The organism is Psychromonas saccharinae (assembly GCF_051201515.1).
Classification (GTDB): domain Bacteria; phylum Pseudomonadota; class Gammaproteobacteria; order Enterobacterales; family Psychromonadaceae; genus Psychromonas.
The window spans coordinates 2,470,221-2,489,500 of the sequence record NZ_CP195153.1; the positions used below are offsets into that span (position 1 = coordinate 2,470,221).

Sequence of the window (19,280 nt, forward strand, 5' to 3'; positions counted from 1 at the left end):
TATTAATTTATTTCAATAAATATTGAATTAATATCAATTTATTTCATCCATGTAATTAGGTATAAAACATATTCTTTTAATAACGTTGAAGCATATCAAAGTTAGGAATCTTCATTAATTGATTGAAGATAACCGAATAAATATGCAATCAAAGCAAATAATCACTAATTCAAAAACCGAATATCAGTCACAAAGAAATTCGGTGTTTATTACTAAAAATTGGATATCAGATGAGCATCAATAAAGATTTTACATTTACCATTAAGAGTACGGCTCTTAATGAAAATTATCAGCCCTCTGACAGTACGCGAATTACAACGAATTTTGCGAACTTAGCCAGAGGAAAACACCGACAAACTAACTTACGTAACGCCTTAAACATGATTAATCAACGTTTTAATGCGTTGGCACATTGGGATAACAATGAAGGCAACCGTTATACTGTTGAGCTTGACATTATTTCCGCAGATTTAGATATTAATGGCAATGGGGATACTTTCCCCTCAATAGAGATATTAAAAACAATTATTGTTGATCATCAAACCAACAAGCAAATCGAAGGAATTGTTGGCAATAACTTTTCTTCCTACGTGCGGGATTATGATTTCAGTGTGCGACTACCGGCGCATAATAAGAATCAACCTAAGTTCAGTATTCCAGATGATTTTGGTGAGCTTCATGGCAAGCTTTTTAAGTCTTTCGTTAATTCAGAGAGTTACAAACAACACTTTAGTAAATTACCGGTAATCTGCCTTAGTGTTTCAGATACTAAAACTTATCTCCGTCTTGAAAACGAGCACCCCGTTTTAGGGATTGAATACCAGGCAAATGAGTCTTCTTTGACTGAACAATATTTCAATAAAATGGGACTTCAGGTTCGCTACTTTATGCCTAAAAATAGTGTCGCCCCCTTAGCATTTTATTTCTTTGGTGATTTGCTTAATGACTACACCAACCTCGAACTTATCAGTACTATTTGTACAATGGAAACATTCCAAAAAATCTACCGACCTGAGATTTATAATGCGGATACGACTGCAGGAAGATCCTATCAACCGAACTTGAAGAGCAAGAATTTTTCATTAACCGATATTATTTATGATCGTGAAGAACGTAATAAATTGGCAAATGAACAAGGTAAATTTACTGAACAATATTTTATTAAGCCACATCAAACAACACTTGAGCAGTGGTCTGCTCGTTGCGCTCAATAATTAGCATGACAGTTAACCCTAACTATATGGTCCTATTTTTATGAAAACACTTATTAACAATACACTATTACCAACATCAACAGCGGGCAGCCTACCTAAACCTGCTTGGCTTGCAGAGCCTGAAACACTTTGGTCACCTTGGAAATTGCAAGGCAATGAATTAAGCGAGGGAAAACAGGATGCGTTACGCTTAGCCTTACAACATCAACAACAAGCGGGCATTGATATTGTCAGCGATGGCGAACAAACCCGACAACATTTTGTAACGACTTTTATTGAACACCTTAACGGTGTGGATTTTGAAAATCGTAAAACCGTTAAAATTCGCGACCGATATGATGCCAGTGTTCCGACGGTTGTTGGTCCCGTTTCTCGTCAAAAGCCCGTCTTTGTTGAAGACGCTCGATTTTTACGCCAACAAACTAAACAACCCATTAAATGGGCATTACCAGGCCCAATGACCATGATAGATACGTTATATGATGACCATTACAAAAGCCGTGAAAAACTCGCTTGGGAATTTGCAAAAATACTCAATCAAGAAGCAAAAGAATTAGAAGCTGCAGGTGTGGATATTATTCAATTTGATGAACCCGCTTTTAATGTGTTTTTTGATGAGGTTAATGATTGGGGAATTGCTTGTTTAGAAAGAGCCATTGAAGGACTCAAATGCGAAACGGCTGTCCATATTTGCTATGGCTATGGCATCAAAGCAAATACCGATTGGAAGAAAACATTAGGATCAGAATGGCGACAATATGAGGAAGCTTTTCCAAGACTACAAAAATCTAATATCGATATCATCTCATTAGAATGTCATAACTCGCATGTACCAATGGAATTACTTGAGCTGGTTCGTGGTAAAAAAATCATGGTCGGGGCAATTGATGTTGCAACCGATACCATCGAAACCCCAGAGGAAGTTGCAAATACACTTCGCGAAGCACTCAAGTATGTAGATGCTGATAAACTTTATCCTTGTACCAACTGTGGTATGGCACCGCTAGCACGTCATATAGCCATAGATAAATTAAATGCATTAAACGCAGGCGCAGCAATAATTCGAGAAGAATTAACAGCACTTAATTAATCCATCTATACCCGTTACCATTCAAGATGCAGAAATCAGCAAGACGAGAGGTGAGCAGATTCTAGGCATAAAGGTGAAGATCTAACGGGTTAAATCGAGACTTTATAACAACGAAGATGTTTGCCTCTCGTCTTGCCCTGCGGGTCACTAGCTCGAACACCAATACTGCGTTATAACATTCGATAAGGACTAGCCATTGTCATCATGTTACGCCTTGCCTTGGTATCCGAGCTAGTGACTGATAAACGCATTTTGATTGGTAACGGGTATATAATCAGTTTTTGATAGTAATCTGTAGTGGTTTGACAATTCAAGCCACTCATATCTATCGTTCTATTTAGTTTACTCTCTCTATTCCTTTAATAAACTGACCTTCATAACTGATATTATTCTTTTAGAACAGCAGAATAGAGTTGCCCTTCAAAAATAACCTTGATAAAGTAAAAAAATGAACAATAACAAGACCTACACATTTACATCTATTCTTTTCTGGTGGCGCTCTAAGTAGAGCGGCGCGGAATTTCTATATTCTTAAGCTGCTGAAGGTAGCAAAGAATAAACGATCTTTTTTATCTCCAGTAGCATTTTAATCTATTTGGAGATACATAATGAAACAAACACCTTCCTTTCGTAAATCAGAGATAATACTCACAGGTGATAGAGCAACAGGTCCCCTACATCTCGGGCATTATGTTGGTTCGTTAAAACAAAGAGTATCACTGCAATCCGTGTACGAACAAACGATACTTGTTGCTGACATGCAGGGACTTACTGATAATGCGCATAATCCAACAAAGGTTTCTTCCAACATCCTCAATGTCGTTGCTGACTATCTATCCGTCGGAATTGATCCAAGCCAAACAACAATATGCCTGCAATCTCAATTGCCTGCACTGGCGGAATTAACGATGTATTACAGCAACTTAGTTTCAATTGCCCGGTTAGAACGGAATCCCACAGTGAAAAGTGAAATCAAAAGCAAAGGCTTTGAACGCTCAATTCCCACTGGTTTTTTTACTTATCCTATCTCTCAAGCAGCGGACATCACTGCATTTAAGGCGACCTTAATTCCCGTGGGTGATGACCAATTACCCATGTTAGAGCAAACAAATGAAATCGTAAGAAAAGTCAATAATTTAGCGGGGAAAAAAATATTAGAAGAATGTAGACCGCTTCTCAGTAAAACATCAAGACTCCCCAGTACCGATGGCAAAAATAAAATGTCAAAATCAATGGGGAATGCGATTAACATTGGCGCATCAGAAAAACAGATCAGCAAAGCAGTGAAAGCGATGTATACAGACCCAGGCCACTTAAAAATTGATGATCCAGGACAAATAGAAGGCAATATCGTATTTACCTATTTAGATGCCTTCCATCCTGATAGACAATATGTAGATGGTTTAAAATCTCACTATCAACAAGGCGGATTAGGTGACGGTACAATCAAGAAAATACTAGAAGAATGCCTGCAAGAAATGCTTCGACCAATACGCAACAAACGCACAGAATACCTCAATGACAAAGCTCAATTGATTAATATTCTTAAGCAAGGTAGTGCATTAGCAAGAGAAAATAGTGAAAAAGTTCTTTTTGATGTACGTGGAATCTTCGGATTAAATATATTCTAATGATTAATACCAATCGTAATAATTAGCTGATCTATTTTGCTGGTTAAAGTAGTTTATTTCTTTGTTGAAAGTTTCGTTAAGGGAACAACCATTTACATCAACTTTCGCCTCAAACTAAACCATTTTTCCAGCGCAAAATTTAGATCACATATTTAATACAATTGGTATAACTTATAAAAACCAAAAAATTATTTAAGATCTTAGAGAATAGCGATTATATTAACTAACCTTAGTTCTGGATAATGAAAGCGAAATAAAGCTAAGTATCGTTTAACTTATCCAGAATTGAGGTTAAATTTATACCCATTGCCAATCAAAATGCTTTTGCATATTGAATGGCAATGAACATGCTAGCAAATTGTCCCGCCTCCAACATTTATATCTTTATCATTGTCGACAATCGCCTGTGCCGCAATGGCTAACCCTTCAACAATAGTATCTAAGGACATCGTCGGTGATTGGCCATTGAGTGATTGCCCGGTCATGAGTGGAATATGAACAAAACCATGATTAATATTAGTATCTCTAAGATAATGCTGAACACCGTAAAAAAGATGATTACACACATAGGTGCCCGCAGTATTAGAAACTTGAGCAGGGATCCCCTTGTCCTGCATTGCTTTCACCATCGCTTTAATAGGTAAGGTAGAAAAGTAGGCATCGGGCCCACCTTCTACTACTTTTTGATCAACGGGTTGATTACCGTCATTATCGGGAATTCGGTAATCATCGATATTAATCGCGATTCTTTCTGGCGTAATCGCATTTCTACCACCCGCTTGCCCGACCGTCATAACATGATCAGGTTTATTCATTTCGATTGCTTTAATGACGGCTTCATTAGATCGATGAAGCACAACGGGAACAGAACAGGTCACGATTTTTGCCCCCTTAAGCTGATACCCCTCAAGTCTCTTGACCGCTTCTAATGCTGGATTAACAACATCTCCACCAAAGGGTTCAAAGCCAGTAATAAGTAATGTTTTCATTGTTAACCTCAGAATGCGAATATGTAGATTAGGAAAGTATTAATAGTAAGCATTAATAAACCAGGAATGAATTGCAGATAGATAATCTGATTTTTATTTTTTAATGCCAATAAAGCTGCGGGTACAATATTAAAATTAGCAGCCATTGGCGTCATTAACGTACCACAATATCCAGATAGCATACCGATCACACCTATAATAATCGGATTACCACCTTGCTCAATCATCAATAATGGAATGGCAATACCGGTTGTAATCACCGCGAAAGCAGCAAAAGCGTTTCCCATAATAATAGTAAATAATGCCATGCCACAGGTGTAACATAGGACATATGCAAATAGATTATTATTGGGGACTATTTCTTTCACAATTTGAGAAACGATATCCCCAACGCCAGCTTCACCAAATAGATACCCAAGTGCAGCTAAAAACTGTGACAAAATAGCAGCCCAACCAATTGCATCAATTAATCGACGCCCTTCGTGCAGGCTCTGTTGTGCTTTACCTTTAGTGATCATTAGGGCAACAATCAATGCAAGTAACGCACTAATCCCTAATCCAATTAATGCACTGGTCCCCGTCGTTTTGGACCATAAAATAGTAACAACAGGAACAATAATGGCGGGAATAAACATCGTATTTTTTAGTTTTTTAGCACTGGCTATTCTAAATTTTTCATCGGGATAACCATAACTACCGCTGCCCATAAACCCACCAGCTGCAATTAATGTTAATGCAAGTACCATCACCCCAACAAACCAATCGGGCAATACTTTCCCAAGGGTAAATGATAATCCGTAAATCAACCAAAAAAGTCCAGTACCGATGCGTTTACTATTACTTTTATCAACAAAAGTTTGCAGGGCGAAAGCAATTAATAAAAGCCCAGTTGCTTGATAGACATATTCTAACATTCTGAGTTCTCCTCTGATTGTTCAACTTTTTCTGCTTTCTTTTGTTCTAGTTTTGCAAATACAAAAAATATTATTATTGATGCAATTGCTGTCGGCATTGCCCAAACATACATATCATCAAGTTCCATGACATAACCAGCGTCATTTAAAACCCCTTTAATCAGTAATAAACCACCACTACCGATAAAAATAAGTTGGCTAAAAAAGTTCCCAAAATTCTCACTTACGGCAGCAAAGGCCCTTACACGTAAACGTTGTTCATTAGAAATCTTTGGATTTACTGAGACCGCTGCCGCTTCTGACATAGGTGCAATTAAAGGTCGAACCATTGCTGGATGCCCACCTAAACTCAAGCCAATTGCACTTGTCACTTTACGTAATAACAAATACGCAAAGGTCACTTTACTAACGGAGGCATTTTTCATCGAAGAAATCAAAATTTCAGCACGCTCTTTTAACCCATAATGCTCAAGCAAACCAATCATAGGCAAAATGAGAATAAACAAGGACATATATCGATTCTTAGTAAAAGATGCCCCTAATATACTGAGTATTTCAATTATTTGTAAATGTGCAGTTAATCCTGTTACTACACCCGCAACAAGGATAACAAGTAAGGTATTTAGCCTCAGCATAAACCCAACGGTAATTATTCCTATACCAATTAATGGCCACAAATCGATCATTTCAACTTCTCCAAATTGTTATTTTTTTAGGTGTATTTGCTTTCACTTACACACCAATAAATTCCTAATTAACGTAGCGCACAAACACAAAATACAATTTACATGCGTTTTACACTTGTATCGCACGAAAATAAATACCACAATTTATGCCATTAAATTAATTGATAAAAATAAAATCAGACTAAGCCTTAAAAATCCCAACCTTCGCTATATAAGATTAATGACCCATCTAATATAAACCGGCGTATCATAAAACAAGATTTACTACAAAGGGCCCTCTGAATTGCACCAACATGGGTATGGACCGCCCCAAAATAGTAAATAATATTAATATTTGGGATGCTCAATAATGCATTACCATGGGAACGCTTTAAATTCTAATAAACGTCTAAAAATCATCTAATTACAAATAGATACCCATAATCCGCCTGCTTTTCAATTAACTAACATATTGAATTATGACTAACTTGGTATGTTATGTGCTCTGTTTAAATAGAATGCAATTCAAATGCGATTTACACACAACATATAGTTAATTTATTATTTTTGCTCAGTTGATAAGGGATAATCTATGAAATTTTTTAACATGGCAGTATTAACATTTGCTGTAATTAGTTCAGCATCAACCACAGCAGCAACTCGTTGGGATATGGCTACCCCCTATGTTGATGCAACGCATCATACAAAAAATATTATTCAATTTGCAGACGATGTTAAAACAGCAACTCAGGGAGAATTTGAAATTATTGTTCATTCTGGTGCATCGTTAATTAAACATAAAGAAATTCCTAAAGCCGTTCGTAGCCAGCAGGTCCCCATTGGTGAAGTTTTCATTGGGATAATGGGCAATGATGATCCAATTTTCAAACTAGATAATATTCCCTTCCTAGCAACCGACTTTGAGCAAGCTAAAAAACTCTACGACATTTCTAAATCTGCTATCGAAGCTAAATTAGATGAAGATGGGCTTATGTTATTGTATTCAGTACCTTGGCCTCCTCAGGGGATCTATAGTAAAGATCCAATCACCAAGATTGAAGATTTCAAGGGCGCAAAATTACGCTCTTATAGTTCTACTCTTTCTCGCCTAGCTATCCTGCTAAGTGCTTCTCCCACAACGGTTCAAACCGTTGAAATCCCACAGGCATTTTCAACGGGCATTGTGAATATGATGATCACCTCACCAACAACGGGTGTTAGTAGTCAAGCTTGGGATTATGTCAATAATTACACCGATGTTCAGGCATGGATCCCCAAAAATATGGTGATTGTAAATAAACGCGCCTTTAGACGTTTAGATAAACCACTGCAAACCGCATTATTAACTTCTGCGGCAGCCGCTGAACAACGCGGTTGGGAAATGGCGATACAAGAAACAAAAATGAAAACAGCTGAATTAGCAGAACATGGCATGAATGTAACCGCTCCTAGTGACACATTAATGACTGAACTTAAAAAGATTGGCAATGATATGGCGACAGAATGGGCAAATGAAGCCGGTAGTGAAGGCAAAGCATTGCTCAGCGAATATAAATAAACACATGTTTTTTAAACAACTATAAAAGAGAGCCTGATAATGAGAACACTCTTAGATAAACTTTATTTCTTTTCTGGTGCATTATCAGGACTCTGTATTATTGCGATTTGTGTCATTATTTTAACTCGCGTTATCGGCCGATGGTTTAGTATAGAAGTGCCTTCTAGTGATGATTTCGCAGGGTTTCTTTTAGCTGCAGCAAGTTTTTTAGGGCTTGCCTATACATTTCGCCGTGGCGAACATATCAGAGTTAGCTTATTTATTTCAAAGCTGCCCAAATCGATAAACTGTTGGATTGAACGATTTATTTTAATACTCGGTTCCCTATTGATTATTTATCTTACCTGGCAACTTAGCTTACTAGTATTAGAATCCTATGAATTTAATGATCTCTCATCGGGTTATATTCCTGTGCCATTGTGGATTGTCCAATTCCCATTAGTTTTAGGTATGGTTATCTTTAGCATTGCAATTATCGATCAAACACTTTGTCACCTTTTTTTTGGTGAATTGCTACCGAAGTCTGAAGAAGAATCTTTATCTGATAGCCAACCAATCGATTTAGCCATACCAGATTCATTAAATACGGAGCGTAAATAATGAATGAGATGACAATAGGATTTATTTTACTGTTTATTTTGTTTGCTTTATTAGCGAGTGGTTTTTGGGTGGCCTTTACACTGATATCCGTATCGATTGCCGGCATGATAATGATTGGCAATGATAACTTTGGCTTATTATTTACTACCTCAACTTGGGCATCTGTGTCCGATTGGTCTCTAGCTGCCCTACCGTTATTTATTTGGATGGGAGAAATATTATTCAGAACAAATTTATCGAAGGACTTATTTGAAGGCTTAACGCCTTGGTTAAGTCGCGTACCCGGAAGATTATTACACGTTAATATTTTAAGTTGTGGTATTTTCGCTGCCGTATCTGGTTCATCTGCAGCGACCGCAGCAACCATAGGGAAAATGACCCTACCTGAGCTTAAACGTCAGGGATATGACGATAAAATGGCAATAGCTACCTTAGCTGGCTCTGGCACCTTGGGGTTATTAATACCGCCTTCCATTATTTTAATTGTTTACGGTGTTGCTGCTGAAGTATCCATCGGTCGTTTATTTATGGCGGGTGCATTACCGGGCATAATGCTGGTCATTCTATTTATGGGGTACACCGCTTTTTGGTCATATAAAAACGCGAAAGAATCGACTCAATCCGATAAAAAATATACTTGGGCCGAGAAATTTTCATCCTTGTTACGTTTAGTCCCCGTTGGTGCGCTCGTATTCTTTATTATTGGTTCTATTTATGCTGGATTAACCACCCCTACAGAAGCAGCTGCATTTGGGGTCGTCGGGTCATTAATATTAGCGGCAACCAGCCGTTCATTATCCATTAGCACCTTTATTGATAGTTTAATGGGGGCAGTCAAAACCTCATGCATGATTATATTTATACTCACTGGTGCTGCCTTCTTAACCATGGCCATGGGGTTTATTGGTCTACCTCGCATGCTCGCTGAAAATATCGCCTTACTAGAATTATCTCCTTATATGCTACTTTTCTTATTAACGATTATGTTTATTATATTAGGTTGCTTTTTAGATGGTATTTCTGTTGTTGTATTAACGACTTCCGTTGTACTACCAATGGTGCTAGAAGCCGGAATAGACCCACTCTGGTTTGGTATTTACATTGTATTGGTCGTAGAAATGTCTCAAATTACACCTCCGGTTGGTTTTAATTTATTTGTGATTCAAAGTCTAACCGGACGCAATATACTTTTTGTAGCAAAGGCAGCCTTACCATTTTTCTTTTTATTGGTTGCAGCCGTTCTCATTGTCACGGTTTTTCCACAAATAGTGACTTGGTTACCAAATTCAATGTCTAGAGGTTAACGACATGACAAAAAAATCAAATATAGAAAAAAACGAGTATGTTCCGATTTTATCATCTTCACACTTAGGCGGTAAAAATGCACAGGAACTAAGCGAGTTTGAATACGGCTTAATCATGGTAAATAATGCTTTCCAGCGCTGGATGCAATCATGTAGCACGGCCTGTGACAAACATAATTTAAGCGCATTAGATAATTTAGTGATCCATAATATTTACCATCGCGATCGCGCTAAACGGATCACCGATGTTGCTTTTACTTTAAATTTAGATGATATCCACAACGTTTCATACTCAGTCAGAAAACTAGTCAAAGGTAATATGTTGAAACATGAAAAACGTGGAAAAGAAACCTATTATAGCGTCACAACGCAGGGTAAAAAATTCTGCTTAGAATATGCCAAAATTAGAGAAAAATGCCTTATTCAAGCACTTGAACACCTCTCTTTTGATGACTCATTAGGTGAAGTGGCCAAATTAATGCGTACTCTTTCGGGTGTTTATGCGCAAGCTTCACGCGCTGCTAGCTCACTGTAATAAATAAGGAAATTTTAATGAAAATTAATTGTGACATGGGAGAAAGCTATGGTGCTTGGGAAATGGGCCAAGATAAAAAGATAATGCCGTTTATCGATATGGCCAACATTGCCTGCGGTATGCACGCTTCAGATCCCAGTGTCATGTTAGCCACCGTTCGTGAAGCAAAAAAACACGGAGTTCACATTGGAGCGCATCCAGGCTATCCCGATTTACAAGGTTTTGGACGTCGCTTTATGGATATGCCAACAGAGCAATTAAAAGCCTATGTAATATATCAACTAGGTGCACTAAATGGCATTTGTCAAAGTGAAAATATGGTCATTAGTTATGTCAAGCCACATGGCGCACTTTACAATGCCATGATGAAATCCGATCAAATATTCATTGCCTTACTTGAAGCCATTGCTAGTTATAACCTCGATTTAACTTTAATGATAATGGCAGTCCCCGACCATCTTCATTATCGTCAACTTGCTAAACAACATAATATTAAATTAATGTTCGAAGCGTTTATTGACAGAACCTATCAAGACGATGGTCGATTAACACCAAGAACCCACCCAGACGCTTGCCATGAAGACATAGAGACTATTTGTGAACAAGCGATGAAACTAATTACTGAACAAACGGTACAGACTATAGATGGCAACGAAGTCAGTATTCAAGCTGATACTTTATGTGTTCACGGTGATGGAAAGTTAGCTGCAGAAATCGTAACAAAATTAAGATTTAAAATAACTGAATACACTGAGTCAATAAAATGCAAGTAAAGCTAGTGAATGAAAATAGCCTCATTATTTATTTTGCAGACTCAGTAAGCATCGAAACGGCTGATTATATCACTTATGCTTATCATCAATTACAACTCAATTTAAATGATGTGATTCTAGATATTATTCCTTCTTACACTTCTATTTTAATTAGCTGTAATTCTCGTAAAATTGGCCTTCGCGCTTTTTTCTGGCGTGTTCAAGATATACTTAATAAATTCGATTCAAAAGGCGTCGATAATTTCAATTCAAAGCAAATAGAATTACCTGTTTATTATGGAGAAGAAGTTGCTTTAGACCATGCACAAATTAGTGCTCATACTACATTACCCTTTTCGGAAATAGTAAGACTACATACCAGTATGTGTTATCGAGTTTTTGCAATAGGTTTTGCGCCTGGATTTGCTTATTTAGGTAACACACCTGAAAAAATAGCAATACCACGTAAAGTTAATCCAAGAACGCATGTGCCAACCGGCAGCGTTGGTATCGCAGATCGGCAAACTGCAGTTTATCCTCGTCAATCTCCCGGTGGCTGGCAAATAATAGGCCGAACACCGATCAATTTACTTGATATTACTAATACAAATTTAAGTAAATTTTCAATGGGTGATCAAGTACGATTTAAATCAATAGATAAACAAACGTTTTTATCGATGGGTGGTATATTATAAAAATGATGAACATACAATGACTTTACGAATTACTCAAGCTGGCACATTAAGTTTATTACAGGATCTCGGACGTTTTGGTTATCAGCATGTTGGCGTTACGCCTGGCGGGCCAATGGACACACACGCTTTCTATTGGGCTAACCGTTTATTAGATAATGCATGTAATGCCACACAAATTGAAATTACCATGGGTCCTTTTCATGCAATATTTGAAAAAGATACCACCTTCTCCCTATGTGGGGCAGATGTTGTTGCTCTCTTAAATAATAAAGAGATCAGTAATTGGCAGTCATGGGTTGCTAAATCTGGTGATGTTTTAACCTTAAGTTACCCCAGAAATGGCTTACGGACTTATCTTGCGGTTGCAGGCGGTTTTGACATACCTAAAACCCTAGGTAGTACAAGTACTGTATTGAGAGACCAATTTGGAGGGATAACACAAAAAGGACAAAAATTGTGTGATGGAGATATATTACCCTATCAACCTAACGTTTTGCCCTATTGCCGACGTGTTACCAAGGATTTTATCCCTGATTTTGAATCGACTATAAAAATTGGCGTCTTACCAACTTGTCAGTTTGACCAATTTAGCGAAGAAGCAAAAAATGATTTTTTTAACCAAATTTATACGTTAACTCCCTTAATGGATCGAATGGGATATAGACTCGAAGGCAAACCTATTCACTTTTATCAACAGGATTTTATTTCCGAAGGTATTGCGCTTGGTGCAATTCAAATACCAGCGAATGGTCAACCGATCATATTAATGCGCGACAGGCAAACAGTTGGTGGTTACCCCAAAATAGGTTGTGTATGCAATAGGGATTTAAACTTACTTGCACAGGCAACACCAGGCACAAAAATTAAATTTTTTATCCAAGATTTATTCGAAGCAGAAGCAGAACTTCAACAGGAACAGCAGTATTTTTTTAACGTTTAATATTTGCACATTAAAAAGCTTATATAAAAGAGCTTATTAACATTGCAATGCTCAGAATAACAACAACCAATACATGGATCAGAAACAGGACTATCAACCTCTAAGAGAATTGTATTGCAAGATGGCAGTTCATTTATGGTTCAGATACTTTACGAGGAGTTTTCAAGGCGCGTTTTACTGTAATTGAGTAATGCCCCCTAATGCCCGTTGTTATGGCAACTAAACAACAAACTGATTTTTTAAAAAAAACAACCTTTAAATCGTAAACCTTCTTCTTATAAGAATAATCCCTCATACTTGTACCAATAGATCGAGTATGAGGGATAAAATAACTAAACGTTATTCCTCATTATTCATTTATGGGTGGTGGAGTTTGCATATCATCCGTTGAACCGTCAGAAATAGTTCCCCCATCTTCGAAAGGATCGGTATCAAAGGTTGATGGATAATCTTCACTTAGGGTCAATGTTGAACTATAACCAACATCAATTGAACTTGCTTCATCTGCAGCGGTATTACCGCTAAAGGTATCACTGTATAACTCAAGATATGTATTGCTGTTATATAGTGCGATTGCACCGCCTTTCATATCTGCAGAGTTGTCTGTGAACTCACTATCATACAATGAGACTGTGGTACCCGAACCGTATTGTGACGCGTTATCATCCATATAAATTGCGCCGCCACTACCACCCGTACTGTTGCTATCAAAGATTAAGTCAGTGAAAGTCATGGTTGCACCATAGTCAACATAAATAGCACCCCCACGCCCCGTTGCGGTATTACTGGTAAAAATACTATCACTCAATGTCGCTTCTGAACTATTGCGGAACAAGATAGCACCGCCGCGTGCTGCACTATTATTTTCGACAACAAGATCAGAGAATGTGCCATTTGCACCATGGTAGTTAGTAATTGCAGCCCCTTCCGTTGCAGAATTGTACTGAAAGGTAACGTCACTTACTGTTGGTGAGGTAGCATAGTTGATCATACCCGCGCCACGAGAGTGATACCCCATATCATCGGCATTACCAAACTCGACGGTGAAGCCACTGAAAGTAGCATCATCAGCACCGACAACGACATTGTAAGCATCTTCATCGATACCGCTCGGTTCCCCATCATTCCAGTCTGAATCTTGATTAAGATCTCCAGATAATGTGACATCACAACCCGTTGTTTCGCTACCGTCACAGTAGCCGCCCAATAATTGCATCCCTTCTTTCAGCACAAAAGCAGCTTCACGTTCTTCAAGGCCATCTTGCGCTGTTGGTAAATAGATAGTTTCTTCATCAGTGCTACCGGATACATAAATGTTATCGTAACAATCAGAATTATCCATGGCATCAGAAAGTTCGGTAAATGCATCAGTCCAGCTACTGCCATCATTATTACCACTCGCATTGGCATCCACATACCAATTATCTGCATCATCACTACTGGAATTATCGATACAAGCCGTGTCGTACGGAAGATCGGTATAAAACTCGGAATGCTCTTGGGTTAGATTTGTGAGTTCACTCTCCCAATCACTACTATCACGACTTTCTGACCAACCTATATCCGCATAGGCATCACTATTGACAACGTTATACACGTCATTACCTAGATCAGTAATAGTCAGATATTCATCATATGTATTATCGCTACCGAGGTATTCACCATCGATATATTCCAGTACCGTCGTATCATCAACCAATACATTATCATCGTGCCAGTTAGCAATTGATGAACTTGATGAACCACTGCTATTGCCTAGGCTCAGACCATAGCTTAATTGCATCTCATTATAGAAACCATCTTCGGCACTATAAGTACCTTGGTAAAGCGCAGCGCCAATATCATCAGCGGTATTACCATAGAAAGTCAGATAAGCGGTAATTGGGCTTGAACTACCATCACCGATAAGTGCACTACCGCGTTCTGATTGATTATACAAAAATAGCGCGTTATAGATATCTGGAGAACACCCCGCATCGTTATACATCGCGCCCCCTTTATCGGAGGTTTCGTTGGCAATAAATTGTACATCAACAAATGTAGGGCTAGTCATTAAGTCATTATTAACTGCACCACCACGTCCACCGGCAAAGTTACGACGGAAGATAACATCTTCAAAATAAGCTGCATCATTACCTTCTGTACTGGTCATCGGCCATGAATCGAGCACCATATTATAAACCGCGCCACCTTTACTGGCGTAGTTATCTTCAAAAATTATATTCTCTACCGTTGGTGCTGCTTGAATATTGATCATCCCAGCACCAGCTACATAACAGTACCCACTAAGAACACGAAGGAGTTCATCGTCTTCGTTATCTTCGTCAACATCCATAGCATCCGTTGCATCACAGGCATAGTAATCATCATCGTCGTAATCGTCATCGCGGAGCACGGCATACCCATCGCTAATGGTGAAACCATCGATAATGGCATCGCTAACACCAGTAACAACGTGAAATGCGTTATCGCTACTATCACTACTGTCACCGATTTCTCCGCTTAAAATGGTTTCATTTGTACTCCAATCTCGTTCACTACGTGCAGTTTCAGTTCCATCAAAACCACCGTAGATATCGACATCAGCAGCCATTTCAAAGGACATTTGACGTTCAGTGAAACTAGCCGAATCTCCATCATCATCGATAACTGGGGTATAGGTGCCAGCAGCTACCCAAACTTCCCCCCCGCCATTGGTTTCTGCTGCATCAATCGCATCCTGTATACTGCTATAAGCTGTAGTCCAACTTGCACCATCTTGAGATTCTGTTGTACTGCTACTATTGACACGATAAACGCTGTCAGTTGTTGAACTAAGCACTGTTGTGTCTGAATCAGAACTGTCCGAGTCACATCCACTAAGACCTAATAATATTAGTGACGTTAGGGTTGCTAGTTTAAATTGATAGGCGGTAGGGAAATAATATTCTAATTTTTTCCTTTTAAACTGCATGTAAATTTCCTTTTATAATAAAGTGAGGTGAATCCATATAATATTGATTGTATGCCTATGAAATATAAGAAACTGATTAATAGAATATTAATAATTTTATATATACGGCTTTACTGGCAGACTAGAAATAATACCTATCAATAATGTAATAATTGTGTAAAAAACAAATAAACAATTGGTATATTAAAATATTGATGTTAATTATATTTACCAAATACTTAATCCCACATCCCAATTAATCGTTAGTTTTGTCATGCTTTCCTTGGTAAAAAGCCTTTGTTATTGCAACAGAACGGCAAACTGTAATTAATCGTGCGGGACTTCCGCTAGGTGATGTTTATCGAATCTTTTCACACAAAATCAACTGAAACCTCTCACAATGCAGATACTTCGAAGATCTACTTTTAAAAGATGTAACCTAAGACGATTTTTAGCTTCAATATAATGTGAATCGCAATTAGCCTAACTACTATCTAGCTTCAGATATAACCTGGATGAGTTTGAAAAACGTGTGGCATGTAAAAGCTTTAATCGGCGCTTTTATTAATTTATTTAACGGAAGAAAATAAGGAGCCCATTAACGCTAGAAGTTAACTTTACGATTAATTTCTTTAAAACAAGTGCCCTTCACATTTTATCAAACGAGATACAGAACAGGGACACTTATCGACAAGAAGAAGGTTTGACTAGAGCATCGAGAATATAGGCATTAACAAGGCGAATAACTCAGCTTGAGAACTAATATTACATTTAGAATAAAGCTGTCGACGAAATACTTTAACCGTCTCTTTACTAATATTAAGGTTCAGAGAAATTGATAGCGATGAATGCCCTTGTAATATGTACAGCGCGACCTCTGCTTGACGAGGACTAAGTGAGATATTATGTTGATTTTTCATTGCAACTCGAAGACGTTGAGTAACTGGTGGCAAAACAACATTTTTTCCATCTTTGGGTTGATAACTTCGCCAATGCTGTGCACAAAGCGCTGACAATACACTTTCAAAGGATTTTAATGTATTTAATTGGGTCTTGCTAAACAGTGAACCACTTGTTTGTTCTCGCCCAAAACAAACCGTTAAGGTCGTCTCATGGCCAAGCCGAGCAAACAGGGCAAATTCATCAATTAAAGTCGTGCCATCATAGTATTCACGAAAATAACTAGTTTGTTTAAACTTGTCTGGGGCCAAATCGAAAATACAATGAATACCTGATTGAATGCCATTACGAACCATATGATAAAATGGATCGAGCAAATACGCGGCTTTTACATAATGGCTCTGTATTTTTTCGTATACGAGAGAATCTAAACTCTCCCGATATAATTCTTCAGGATGATGATCCTTGTGGTATACAAGTACGATACAGTTATCAAAGTCGATAACCTTCCCGACAAAATGACTCAGGGCTTCAGGGAAATTCGCATTACCAAGCGAACGTACCATCTCTGCTAATGCTTTATCTTGCTGAGTGCTAAAGGCCTGTGTTTTGTTTTTCTTTATCAAATTTACTTCTCCTTATCCCAACACAATTAAACCATACCACACCGGGGTTATATACCCCTCCTATATATTTAATTATGATACTTAACGTAATATATGGGTTATGTTTTAAATCATTAAATATAAAGGATATAGTTTAGAAGTAATTTATTATAGCCAAGGCGATCTTTATTGAGTCAGTAAGTAAGTAATAAATATCAACATTGCCACACTCATAATAAAATTCCTTTTGATGTTTAATAAGGTTAATTCTTTACTTGCTGGGCGCCAGAATGTCGCCCCCTATTACGATTGCTTGGTTATTTAAAACCAATAAACGATGGAATGGTTAAACTCTTTACTCAAGCAATTAAAAACCTAAATAAACACAAAACGTTTGAGTTTGTACTCAATAGTTCTGATGTCATTAACAACACGATAGAATCAAGACTAATTTATTAAAATAAAATTAGCAGCAGATGGTTGCTTTTTAGTTACCACACTTATTTTAGAAGGTGTATAAGATTGAAAATATTATGTTACCAAGGCACGCCATATCACAGTGATATAAATAAAAACATTGAGACTGTAGAATCAACAGCGAAAGCTGCGAGTGAATTAGGTGTTGATGTACTGGTCTTTCCTGAACTTTTTATTAGCGGTTACAACATTGGTAATGCACAATTAAAACAACTCGCGCAACCTTTAGATGGCAATATATGCTCAACGTTAAAACGCATCGCAATAGAACAATCCATTGCAATTGTAATGGGGTTTCCTGAACGTAAAGATGAAGATATATATAACAGTGCAATTGCAGTTGATAAAGATGGAACAATAGTAGGACACCACCGCAAAGTCTTTTTATTTGGTGACCAGGAAAAAGCCTTATTTGTGGCAGGCGATAATTTTTCGGTGTTTACCCTCAATGGTTATCAATGCGGTATATCCATTTGTTATGACATTGAATTTCCTGAAACGACTCGGAATATGGCAATGCAAGGAGTGGAAGTCGTTTTTAACCCAACAGCCAATATGTTTCCTCATACTGCTGTCCCCAAAACCTTAGCCCGAGCACGTGCATTAGAAAATGGCGTTACTGTTATTTACGCCAATTTATGCGGCCAAGAAGGCAACCTTCGCTATACCGGCCTTAGTGCAATTATCTCACCAGAAGGAGAAGATCTCGCACGGGCAGGAGATCAACCTGCGATCCTGATAAGTGATATTTCATCTAGTATAAAAGAATCCGCTTCCTCAACCCAATTAGCAGATCTTAAATCTGCAAGTTTCATTGATAGTCAATAGGAATCAGCCTTTAATTTCTACATCAACGCTTTAAGTACTTCACTAAAATCCCAAAAGCAAAAAGCCCGTAACATCTTGCAATATTACTGGCTTTCTTAATGTGGTCGGTGATAGAGGATTCGAACCTCTGACCCTCTGGTCCCAAACCAGATGCGCTACCAAGCTGCGCTAATCACCGAAATAGTTAAAGATGGTGGGCGATACTGGGCTTGAACCAGTGACCCCCGCCTTGTAAGGGCGGTGCTCTCCCAACTGAGCTAATCGCCCATCTTTAATTTTAGTTTAAATGGTGCGGAAAGAGAGACTTGAACTCTCACACCTTACGATACTAGAACCTAAATCTAGCGCGTCTACCAATTCCGCCACTTCCGCAACTATTTAAACTTTTTATCTCTAAAAAATGGGGCGAATGACGGGGATTGAACCCGCGACAACCGGAATCACAATCCGGGGCTCTACCAACTGAGCTACATCCGCCACTATCTTTTAAAAATGGTACGCCCTACAGGATTCGAACCTGTGGCCTACGGCTTAGAAGGCCGTTGCTCTATCCAACTGAGCTAAGGGCGCATAGTTGGCTTCTAAAATTTGTTGATTGAAAATAAAGAATCTTAGATTTAATACCTAAGTCATCTTTTAATTATCATGTTC

General features: G+C 38.1%; 16 protein-coding genes and 5 tRNA genes. 11 read left to right on the forward strand and 10 right to left on the reverse strand.

Translation table 11 applies throughout. The annotated features are described in order from the left end of the window. The first annotated feature begins 236 nt into the window (after positions 1-236). The 3 genes from ACR30L_RS10940 (at position 237) to trpS (ending at position 3,935) form a co-directional block, all read left to right on the forward strand. Entirely contained in the window at positions 237-1,214 is a 978-nt protein-coding gene (locus tag ACR30L_RS10940; protein ID WP_435237900.1) for a DUF1852 domain-containing protein, read from the forward strand. A gap of 40 nt (positions 1,215-1,254) precedes the next feature. Beyond that, entirely contained in the window at positions 1,255-2,304 is a 1,050-nt protein-coding gene (locus ACR30L_RS10945) for a methionine synthase (RefSeq protein WP_435234292.1), read from the forward strand. Positions 2,305-2,912: 608 nt separating this feature from the next. Further along, complete coding sequence (gene trpS, locus ACR30L_RS10950; protein ID WP_435234293.1) at positions 2,913-3,935, forward strand: tryptophan--tRNA ligase; 1,023 nt, start codon at positions 2,913-2,915, stop codon at positions 3,933-3,935. Positions 3,936-4,285: 350 nt separating this feature from the next. Here the strand turns inward: trpS and pcp are convergent, their stop codons facing one another. The 3 genes from pcp to ACR30L_RS10965 are packed head-to-tail and all read right to left on the reverse strand — an operon-like array spanning position 4,286 to position 6,524. Continuing rightward, positions 4,286-4,924, reverse strand: coding sequence for a pyroglutamyl-peptidase I (gene pcp / locus ACR30L_RS10955; protein ID WP_435234294.1), 639 nt, complete (start codon positions 4,922-4,924; stop codon positions 4,286-4,288). Positions 4,925-4,932: 8 nt separating this feature from the next. Further along, a complete protein-coding gene (locus ACR30L_RS10960; protein ID WP_435234295.1) occupies positions 4,933-5,838 on the reverse strand; it encodes a DUF979 domain-containing protein in 906 nt (301 codons plus the stop codon). Beyond that, positions 5,832-6,524 (reverse strand): DUF969 domain-containing protein, encoded by a 693-nt coding sequence (locus ACR30L_RS10965; RefSeq protein ID WP_435234296.1) that lies wholly within the window; start codon positions 6,522-6,524, stop codon positions 5,832-5,834. Before ACR30L_RS10965 ends, ACR30L_RS10960 begins: the two co-directional genes overlap by 7 nt. A 571-nt stretch (positions 6,525-7,095) precedes the next feature. Here ACR30L_RS10965 and ACR30L_RS10970 point away from each other — a divergent pair. Genes ACR30L_RS10970 through ACR30L_RS11000 form a run of 7 tightly spaced genes read left to right on the forward strand, consistent with a single transcriptional unit; the run spans position 7,096 to position 12,887 of the window. Beyond that, entirely contained in the window at positions 7,096-8,061 is a 966-nt protein-coding gene (locus tag ACR30L_RS10970) for a TRAP transporter substrate-binding protein (protein ID WP_435234297.1), read from the forward strand. Between the two features lie 39 nt (positions 8,062-8,100). After that, positions 8,101-8,661 carry a TRAP transporter small permease gene (locus tag ACR30L_RS10975; RefSeq protein WP_435234298.1) on the forward strand — a complete coding sequence of 187 codons (561 nt, stop codon included), beginning with the start codon at positions 8,101-8,103 and terminating at the stop codon, positions 8,659-8,661. Next, on the forward strand, positions 8,661-9,965 hold the full coding sequence (locus ACR30L_RS10980) for a TRAP transporter large permease (RefSeq protein WP_435234299.1): 1,305 nt from the start codon (positions 8,661-8,663) through the stop codon (positions 9,963-9,965). Before ACR30L_RS10975 ends, ACR30L_RS10980 begins: the two co-directional genes overlap by 1 nt. A 4-nt stretch (positions 9,966-9,969) precedes the next feature. Next, positions 9,970-10,500, forward strand: a complete 531-nt coding sequence (locus tag ACR30L_RS10985) for a winged helix DNA-binding protein (protein ID WP_435234300.1) — start codon at positions 9,970-9,972, stop codon at positions 10,498-10,500. A gap of 17 nt (positions 10,501-10,517) precedes the next feature. Next, positions 10,518-11,273 (forward strand): 5-oxoprolinase subunit PxpA, encoded by a 756-nt coding sequence (locus ACR30L_RS10990; RefSeq protein ID WP_435234301.1) that lies wholly within the window; start codon positions 10,518-10,520, stop codon positions 11,271-11,273. Next, complete coding sequence (gene pxpB / locus ACR30L_RS10995; RefSeq protein WP_435234302.1) at positions 11,264-11,947, forward strand: 5-oxoprolinase subunit PxpB; 684 nt, start codon at positions 11,264-11,266, stop codon at positions 11,945-11,947. The genes ACR30L_RS10990 and pxpB overlap by 10 nt, the downstream gene beginning before the upstream one ends. 16 nt (positions 11,948-11,963) lie before the next feature. After that, complete coding sequence (locus ACR30L_RS11000) at positions 11,964-12,887, forward strand: biotin-dependent carboxyltransferase family protein (RefSeq protein ID WP_435234303.1); 924 nt, start codon at positions 11,964-11,966, stop codon at positions 12,885-12,887. Positions 12,888-13,236: 349 nt separating this feature from the next. Here ACR30L_RS11000 and ACR30L_RS11005 read toward each other — a convergent pair whose 3' ends face one another. Continuing rightward, positions 13,237-15,840 (reverse strand): hypothetical protein, encoded by a 2,604-nt coding sequence (locus ACR30L_RS11005; protein WP_435234304.1) that lies wholly within the window; start codon positions 15,838-15,840, stop codon positions 13,237-13,239. A 686-nt stretch (positions 15,841-16,526) separates the two neighbouring features. Next, a complete protein-coding gene (locus ACR30L_RS11010; RefSeq protein WP_435234305.1) occupies positions 16,527-17,345 on the reverse strand; it encodes a helix-turn-helix transcriptional regulator in 819 nt (272 codons plus the stop codon). 501 nt (positions 17,346-17,846) lie between these two features. Between ACR30L_RS11010 and ACR30L_RS11015 the strand changes: the two genes are divergently transcribed. Continuing rightward, the gene (locus tag ACR30L_RS11015; RefSeq protein WP_435234306.1) at positions 17,847-18,629 is read left to right on the forward strand and encodes a carbon-nitrogen hydrolase family protein; all 783 of its coding nucleotides are present in this window, start codon (positions 17,847-17,849) and stop codon (positions 18,627-18,629) included. A 101-nt stretch (positions 18,630-18,730) separates the two neighbouring features. Here the strand turns inward: ACR30L_RS11015 and ACR30L_RS11020 are convergent. The 5 genes from ACR30L_RS11020 to ACR30L_RS11040 form a co-directional block, all read right to left on the reverse strand. Continuing rightward, positions 18,731-18,807: transfer RNA gene (locus ACR30L_RS11020), tRNA-Pro, on the reverse strand. A 13-nt stretch (positions 18,808-18,820) separates the two neighbouring features. Then, positions 18,821-18,896: transfer RNA gene (locus ACR30L_RS11025), tRNA-Val, on the reverse strand. A gap of 20 nt (positions 18,897-18,916) precedes the next feature. Further along, a tRNA-Leu gene (locus ACR30L_RS11030) sits at positions 18,917-19,001 on the reverse strand. Between the two features lie 29 nt (positions 19,002-19,030). Continuing rightward, positions 19,031-19,106 (reverse strand) — tRNA-His (locus ACR30L_RS11035). Between the two features lie 16 nt (positions 19,107-19,122). After that, positions 19,123-19,199: transfer RNA gene (locus ACR30L_RS11040), tRNA-Arg, on the reverse strand. Between the last annotated feature and the right edge of the window lie 81 nt (positions 19,200-19,280).

Coding starts and splice junctions, on each gene's coding strand:
- ACR30L_RS10945 (WP_435234292.1), top strand. CDS start 1,255: ATGAAAACACTTATTAACAATACACTATTACCAACATCAACAGCGGGC.
- ACR30L_RS10985 (WP_435234300.1), top strand. CDS start 9,970: ATGACAAAAAAATCAAATATAGAAAAAAACGAGTATGTTCCGATTTTA.
- ACR30L_RS11000 (WP_435234303.1), top strand. CDS start 11,964: ATGACTTTACGAATTACTCAAGCTGGCACATTAAGTTTATTACAGGAT.
- ACR30L_RS10990 (WP_435234301.1), top strand. CDS start 10,518: ATGAAAATTAATTGTGACATGGGAGAAAGCTATGGTGCTTGGGAAATG.
- ACR30L_RS10960 (WP_435234295.1), bottom strand. CDS start 5,838: ATGTTAGAATATGTCTATCAAGCAACTGGGCTTTTATTAATTGCTTTC.
- trpS (WP_435234293.1), top strand. CDS start 2,913: ATGAAACAAACACCTTCCTTTCGTAAATCAGAGATAATACTCACAGGT.
- pcp (WP_435234294.1), bottom strand. CDS start 4,924: ATGAAAACATTACTTATTACTGGCTTTGAACCCTTTGGTGGAGATGTT.
- ACR30L_RS10975 (WP_435234298.1), top strand. CDS start 8,101: ATGAGAACACTCTTAGATAAACTTTATTTCTTTTCTGGTGCATTATCA.
- ACR30L_RS10965 (WP_435234296.1), bottom strand. CDS start 6,524: ATGATCGATTTGTGGCCATTAATTGGTATAGGAATAATTACCGTTGGG.
- pxpB (WP_435234302.1), top strand. CDS start 11,264: ATGCAAGTAAAGCTAGTGAATGAAAATAGCCTCATTATTTATTTTGCA.
- ACR30L_RS10970 (WP_435234297.1), top strand. CDS start 7,096: ATGAAATTTTTTAACATGGCAGTATTAACATTTGCTGTAATTAGTTCA.
- ACR30L_RS10980 (WP_435234299.1), top strand. CDS start 8,661: ATGAATGAGATGACAATAGGATTTATTTTACTGTTTATTTTGTTTGCT.
- ACR30L_RS11005 (WP_435234304.1), bottom strand. CDS start 15,840: ATGCAGTTTAAAAGGAAAAAATTAGAATATTATTTCCCTACCGCCTAT.